6 protein-coding genes and 1 pseudogene are annotated in these 7,222 nt (G+C 60.2%); 5 read left to right on the plus strand and 2 right to left on the minus strand.

The window, feature by feature from the left end:
• Together QZY03_RS23315 and QZY03_RS23320 are read right to left on the minus strand one after the other, a co-directional pair.
• Positions 1–124: pseudogene (locus QZY03_RS23315) on the minus strand (type IV pili twitching motility protein PilT); the annotation flags it as partial.
• A gap of 328 nt (positions 125–452) precedes the next feature.
• A complete protein-coding gene (locus QZY03_RS23320) occupies positions 453–1,766 on the minus strand; it encodes a hypothetical protein (RefSeq protein ID WP_295585066.1) in 1,314 nt (437 codons plus the stop codon).
• Positions 1,767–2,212: 446 nt separating this feature from the next.
• On the opposite strand from QZY03_RS23320, the gene QZY03_RS23325 reads away from it, so the two are divergent.
• The 5 genes from QZY03_RS23325 to QZY03_RS23345 form a co-directional block, all read left to right on the plus strand.
• Positions 2,213–3,517, plus strand: a complete 1,305-nt coding sequence (locus QZY03_RS23325; protein WP_295585069.1) for a hypothetical protein — start codon at positions 2,213–2,215, stop codon at positions 3,515–3,517.
• Between the two features lie 9 nt (positions 3,518–3,526).
• Positions 3,527–4,987: a hypothetical protein gene (locus QZY03_RS23330; RefSeq protein ID WP_295585071.1), complete on the plus strand. Its 1,461-nt coding sequence runs from the start codon at positions 3,527–3,529 to the stop codon at positions 4,985–4,987.
• Positions 4,988–5,073: 86 nt separating this feature from the next.
• Complete coding sequence (locus QZY03_RS23335; RefSeq protein ID WP_295585073.1) at positions 5,074–5,562, plus strand: transposase; 489 nt, start codon at positions 5,074–5,076, stop codon at positions 5,560–5,562.
• On the plus strand, positions 5,540–6,943 hold the full coding sequence (locus QZY03_RS23340; RefSeq protein WP_295585074.1) for an IS66 family transposase: 1,404 nt from the start codon (positions 5,540–5,542) through the stop codon (positions 6,941–6,943). The genes QZY03_RS23335 and QZY03_RS23340 overlap by 23 nt, the downstream gene beginning before the upstream one ends.
• A gap of 58 nt (positions 6,944–7,001) precedes the next feature.
• The coding region (locus QZY03_RS23345; RefSeq protein ID WP_295585076.1) for a hypothetical protein at positions 7,002–7,222 on the plus strand (221 nt) is incomplete at its 3' end.

A 7,222-nucleotide genomic window follows, 5' to 3' on the forward strand; every position in this document is an offset into this window, starting at 1 on the left:
TCATCCGCCCGTCGATCTTGCACGCCGGGGGAAACTCCGCGGAAATGAACAGATCGGAGCCTTTGCGGGCCAGCATGGTGCGAAGGCAGTCGAGCATGAATTTTGCTGCTTCTTGGCGGTCCATGGGGTACGGTGCCTGGTTGTCGTAGCCTGACGTCTGTGTGCGCTTGCACGTCGTCCGGCAACGGCCGATTCAACGATCAAGCGTCTGTAACGATAGCCCCCTGAGAGGGATTAATCAACTCGCCGAGCCCTCAGAAAGTCACTATAGATCAGTGGCTTGGTGAGCGCTGACGGGGCTTGCCGGGGCATTGTCCGAAAATGACGGATAGGTCCGCCCGCGCCGCTGCGGTGGAGATGCATCGCACCCCGGTGGTTGGGTTGGGGACCTTGACCAGCGGGCCTTGGTCGGCCGGCCGCGGCGACGTGCGATGTCACGATTTGTTACCGGGTCAGCCTGGCCCGCTCCGTCGGAGCTGGTCGGTGAGCTTTTCGAACTCGCGGCGCAGCTCCAGGTTCTCGAATGGCCGCAGCGCCGGAACCTGGCGGTTCATCAGTCCTTCCAGTAGTCGCTGGCTGGATTTCACCAGCCCAACCAATTCTCCGGAGACGCGCACCGTTTCATAGGTGTTCCAGGCCGCCGCGATATCCTTTGCCAATTCACGCCGGGCCTTGCTGACCTGATTCGCCTGATCGCTCAGGTACTGGCGATAGATGCCGGCCGCGTCGACGGTGAGTCGCTGAGCCTCGAGGTTGGCGGCGAGCAGATCGCCCTTAGTCGGTGAGGTACGCAGCAGCTCGCGGGTCTCGCCGCTGAGCTGCTGGGCGCGGGCCATGATCGAATCGATCTGCGGAATGTACTGTTCGCCGATGGCCTCTTCGATCTTCACGTGCATCCGTTCGAGCGCGCGCAGCAGGACCACGTACATGCCGTAATAGCGGCGGGCGCTCTGGAGGTCCTCGCCGCTCTGTGCCACCAGGGTCTCCAGTTGATTGGTGACCGCTTTGACGTTATCGAACAGGATGCCGAGGTCGACCATGTTGTCGCCGACGACGGTGGACAGCAGGAATTCCACCTGTTCGTCACTCAGTTCCACCCCCAGTGCCCGCACCGCCGTTGCGAATTCGCGTTTCACCTCGCCCAATCGCTTGGTGAGTTGCGCGATCTGCTGCTCTTTTTCGACAATCAGTCGATCGTAGTCGGCGACTGTCCGTTTGATGGTCGACTCGCCGGGAGCCGAAACACGGCTTTGGCGATAACTGGCGATGGCCGCACGGGCGGCCTCGATCTCGGTCTGGATGGTGCGGATGCGCTCGCGGAACTGCTGCACCGGTGAACTGGACAGGATGGCGACTGCATCATCGAGCAGATCATCGATTTCGGCCTGATTGGAGACCTTGTCTTGACCGATCCAGGCGCTGTCGGGCAGGTCCGCGTGGCGGTCCTCAAGGACCAGTGTTTCCTCGAGCTTCGGGACCACATTCTCCCAGACCTGCGGGAACCCACCCGGTTGCTGCTCCAACAGGCCGCGGGCATCCTGTGCTGCCTGACCCGCCATAGCGCGCGAGCGCTGCCACCATTGTTCGGCGGTTGTCCGCGTCCGTTGCCACAGACCCAAGTCGGAGGCGGTTTGGCTTGGCGCCTCAACGACAGCGACCGGGGATTCGTCGGCGAGCGCTGTGGTTGGCGCGGTGAGCGAACCTGGTAGGCCAGTCAGCAGGATCGGGATCAGAGTCCAGACCGTCACAGCATAGGTTGGAGACATCGTGGGCCTTTTTCGTGTTGGGTATCGCCGGATTCGCGATGCAGCCGTCGGTGCGTCGCTGGAGCGGTCAAAAACCGAATCGACACCCGCGTCGCCCGCGAGCGGCGTTTCAACCGCAGCCTGGCGAAGACTCGGATCCGGGTCTGCTGGCCCTGGCCGTCATGGTGGCGATGGCCCGCGGAAGACTTGACCCAAGTCCCGACCCGGCGGCTTTGGGTGGACAAGCGCAGCGTAGTCCACCAGTTGCAGCACGGGATTCGGTGGACTACGCTAGCGCTTGGTCATCCTCCGGTAGGAATCCAGTGCGCCTGTTCTGGTCAGTGCAGCAGGGGGTCGGTTAAGCAATGGAACTGTCGCGGGAACACCGATTTCCGCGTATAGTACACCCGGCGCTGGGGCTGTCGCCAGGACTGTGTTGCTGCAACACCCGTGGTGACATCTCGACTTTGAACGATCTCGGCCGATTCGCCAACGCTGAATATCGCATGGAACCTCGTTTGACCATTTTTAACCGGTTCGCCCCATCAGTATCCGCTTGCTTGGGAATCATCCGCTATCTAACCCCCCCTCGTTGTGTGATCCAAGTCGGGGCGGAAAATGGGGTTGCGGCCAGGCGGTTTTGGAAAGATCTGGCAGTTGACCGCTTACTGATAATCGAAGCGAACCCAACAGAGGCCGACCAAATCTCCGCCGCGGTTACTGAAGTTCCCGACTGCGAGGTCGTGTGTGCGCTGTTGGGCGCTGATCGTCTCGAATCCGCTCCTTTTTTCGTCGCTTCGCACCGGCCAGCCAGCGGGTGCGTGGCAGTAGAGCAGTTACGCGCGTTGTGGCCTAATGTCCACGTGCTTGAGAACCTGCAGGTTCCTCAACGTCGGCTTGACGAACTTCTCGACACCGCGGTCGACGAACGGTCGGCTCAAGCAAATTGGTTGGTCATCAATTGCTTTCCCGTTCTCCCCATTCTCGTTGGTGCGGGTCGATATCTGGATCAGATAGATGTCCTTTGTGCGCGCGTCATTTTGGACCCCGAGGTGATCGCGCTGGACGGCGGTTCCGTGGCGGAACTGACCGCATTCCTTGCCGTGCAGGGGTTTCGGCAGGTTGCAGTGCTCGAAAGTTTGCATCCGGCATTGGGTGATGCGATCTATGTCCGCGATTTACGTGCTTACTACGAGCCCCGAGTGCTCGTCCTCGAATGCGAAGCGAAATCGCTCAGATTGGGCTTTGAAGAGCAGCGGGTGCTTGCCGCCGATCGTGACGTGCAGATTGAAACATTGATCCAGGAGCGCAACGCTCAGGCCACGCTGCTCGCCGAGCAGAAACATGAACTGCTGCAACTTGTCGGCATGCGGCAAGAAGAATCCAAATTGATTGCCGAGTTGTCGCGTCAACTGGAAGACGCCAATCAAGCGTGTACAGAGCAAGCGCGTCTGGCAGTCGAGCGCTTGACGAAAATCCAGGAGTTGACTCAGCGGCTCGCCGAGAAAACCAAGAAGCTTAGCGACTTTGAAACGCAAGTTCAGCACGCGCAAGAGACCGCAATCAAGCAGGCGAACGTTGCGAAGGAGAAGCAGACCGCATTGGAACAGTGTCTCAAGGCCAACGCGGCACAGGCAGTCCACATCTCCCGGCTGGAGAGCGAACGCGGCGAGCTGGAGCGTCGTCAGGATTGGCTCGATCAGGAAATGGTCAAGGCCGAAGCTCAGCTCGAGCTGATCAAAGACGTGCTGCTGCGTCAGCCGCAGGCGTAGGTAACGCCCATGTCGCGCACCAAGCCACGTGGCAAGCGCCGGAAACGGAATGCTGAACGCGAGATAGGCCCCGCGATCGGGGTCCCGACCCCGCTTGGGCCTGCCGTCGCCGACTTGCTGCAGCGGAACCGGGAAGTACAAACACTGTCGCCCTCGAGTGCGTCGCTGTTTGAGCGTACCCGCATGCAATGGCAATTTGGTGATTGGGAGACCCTCGCCGGTCTCGATCCCGAGGATTTGGTGGATCATCCGGATCGTGCAACGTTGGCGTTGCTGGTCGCCGGCGCCCGTCAGCAACTAGCGGACCAGATCGGCGCGCGGTGTTTCGTCGAACTGGCACGAGAATGGGGTTGCGAGCAAACACTGATTGCTCAAGTGCTGATTGCCGGTGTGCACAACACGCTCGGTTGCGTCGCCGCGCTCAGTCATCATCAGTCGCGTGCGCACGAGCATTTCAAGGCGGCCGTGGAAGGAATGGGCGGAGATCCGCGATTGACCTGGCAGGCACGCTCCGGACATCAACTCGGATTAATAAAATCGTTACTCCAGCCAGGGTGTGACTTCCATGGGCCAGGCGTGAAAGCGCGACCGCTGTTGATGGCACCTGCAACGGCAGTTGACGCGGCGGGTGCAGATCAGCCGATCACCGCGCCGGATGAGTCGGGTAACGCCGCATTAGCGAAGCAACTCGATATTCAACTCGCCCGTCGGTGCAGCGTGCTGGAAAAATTAGTTACCAGCGAAATTCAAAAGTCAAGCAGGCGGTTAGAAGCTTTTTTAAGTATTCAAAGCTATCTTCAGCCGGTTTACCTGATGCCGGCGATGCATGGTTGGCCAATCAGCCCGGAGCTTGCGCAACATCTTATCGGAATGATCGAGAATAATAGCTACAATCTGATTATCGAATTCGGATCCGGCGTGTCTACCCTCATCATCGCTGAGGCGCTACGACGCAGTACCGGGTGGCGGGAGCCCGCAGTTCCTGTTCCGCAAGTGGCATTCGAACATCTTGATCTGTACCACCAGAAGACAATGGTGATGCTGAAGCATGCGCAGGTAGAGAACGCTGCGCGCGTAGTGCTCTCGCCACTGGTCGACGAGATATTCACGTGCAGATGCAATCTGTCTTATCGTTACTATGAATGCCAGGCGCTGCTTAACGAAGTTGCAGCGTCCTGCGGCGAAAGTGCCAAAAAAATCCTGGTGTTTGTCGATGGGCCGCCAGGCGCGACTGGCAAACACGCGCGCTATCCCGCGCTGCCCTTGGTTCTGACATGCTTCCCGGCCGCCGCGATCGACGTCTTGCTGGACGATTATCAGCGTGACGATGAACAAGAAATCGTGACAATGTGGCGCGAAGACCTTGAAGCTCTTGGCCGGAAATTCAAGATAACAAAACTTAAAGTTGAGAAAGGCGCCTGCGTGATCGAGATCCCGGGACGTACTGTCACTGGTGGCGAATTCTCCTGACTCCCGCGAGTCGCGTACTCGGCGGCAACCTGTTGACGCTCCGCGGTGTCAAAAGGATTGACTGCCCGTTACCCCAGGAGGCTCCTATGTCACTCCAATCCGCCCCCGCGTTCGAGATTCCTGAAGAAACCCGAAGGGTTGCCTGCGCGGCTTTTCCGCGTGGCGTCTTCTGCTTGACGATCGCCGATGCCGTGGGTCCGCTTTACACCGACGCGCGGTTTGCCGATCTGTTCCCCCGACGCGGGCAACCGGCCGAGGCGCCGGGACGCTTGGCCTGGGTGACGGTGCTCCAGTTCGTTGAGAACCTGTGCGATCGCGCGGCGGCAGACGCGGTGCGCGGACGGCTGGACTGGAAATACCTGCTGGGGCTTGAGCTGACCGATCCCGGGTTCGACCATACCGTGTCGAGCGAATTTCGTGCGCGCTTGACGACCGGACAGGCCGAACAGCGTCTGCTCGACACCTTGCTGGTGCAGTTGCAGGAGATGGGGGTGCTCAAGGTCCGGCATCTTTCGCTTGGACACGCGGTACTGAAGCGGCTAATCTCAGGCCATGGAAACTCTACCCGATCTTGAGCGCTTAAGCGTGGCCGAGAAAGACGCCCTGATCGGGGACTTGTGGGCGCGCGTCGTCGCGCTGACAGCTACGGTGGCGGAACTGCAAGGTCGGCTGGCGAAAAACAGCCGCAACTCCAGCAAGCCTCCGTCCTCGGACGGGCTGAACAAACCCAAACCGAAGTCGTTGCGCATCTGCGGCTCGAAGCCGACGGGTGGGCAAAAGGGGCACACCGGTCATACCCTCCAGCGTGTCGCGCGGCCGGATCGGATTGAAACACACGCTCCAGCGCGCCAGTGCGATGCCTGTCAGCTGCCCTTGAGTGCGGCCGTGGTGGTCGAGACCCGTCAGGTGTTCGACCTGCCGCCGTTGCAGTGCGAGGTCACCGAGCATCAGGTGCTCGAATTGCACTGCACCTGTGGGAAGGTCCATCGGGGTACCTTTCCCGCAGGGGTGTCGGCGCCGGTGCATTACGGACCGGACAGCAAAGCGGCGGTCGTGCTGTTGACCCACCACCACATGCTGCCGCTGGCACGCACCGGTGAGCTGATGGGCGATCTGTGCGGCCTACCGATGTCCGACGCCACGGTGCTGGCGAGCCGGGCCGACGCGCAGGTGCTGCTGGCCCCGACCGTGGCCGCGATGGGTGAGGCGCTCAAAGCCGCCCCGGTCGCCCACGCCGACGAAACCGGGATGCGCGTAGCCGGCAAACTCCACTGGATGCATGTCCTGGTCACCCCGCTGCTGACCTGGCTCGGTGCCCACCCGAACCGCGGCAAGAAAGCCTTCGACGCCTTCGGGCTGCTGACCGCGTTTGCGGGAACCTTAATCCACGACGGCTGGAAACCCGATCGCGGGCTGGCCTGCAAACATGGCCTGTGTCATTCCCACCACCGACGCGAACTGATCTACGTCTGCGAGCAGATGGGGCAAGCCTGGGCCAAGTGCCTGATCGATTTGCTGGTCGCCGCCTGTCATGAGGTCGCGACGGCCGGTGCACCACTCCCGGCCGAGCGCATCGCCCATTATCACGCCGCCTATGACCAGATCCTCACGACCGGGGAAGCCGCCAACCCGCGGGCCCCACCCTCGGGTAAACGCGGTCGGACCAAGCAGGGCAAGGCGCTGAATCTCATCGATCGTTTGCGGCTCTACGCCGACGATGTCTGGCGCTTCATGACCGATCCCGGGGTTCCCTTCACCGACAGCCTCGGTGAACAGGCGGTGCGCATGCCCAAGGTCAAACAGAAAGTCTCCGGTGGCTTTCGCACCGCGGGCGGCCTTGAGACCTTTTGCACCATCCGCTCCTATCTCGCGACCCTCCACAAACAGGGCACGAATCTCTACCTCGCCCTCACACTGACCTTCCAGGGCTCCCCGCCCCAGCCGCGCTTCGAGTAGCCGGAGGCTGGGGGCCGGGCTGGGGTACCTGAGTAGTTACCGAAAAAGCATACTTATCATGATTACCACAACTCTTCATCTCGCAAACGAAAAGCTAAGAAACAGAAATTATGTAGAAGCAATTGCGCTATACGAAGCAGTTAAAGCTAGTAAGCCTGCGCTTGCTAAATTTATAGATTTTAATCTGTCGTTTTGTAAAAGAAAATTAGTAGACGTCCAAAGCCAAAAAAAAATTCATCAGGGCCAGCAGCCAAAAGTTAGCGTGATCATACCAGTGCA

It is taken from the genome of uncultured Lamprocystis sp. (assembly GCF_903933125.1).
Classification (GTDB): Bacteria; Pseudomonadota; Gammaproteobacteria; order Chromatiales; family Chromatiaceae; genus Thiodictyon.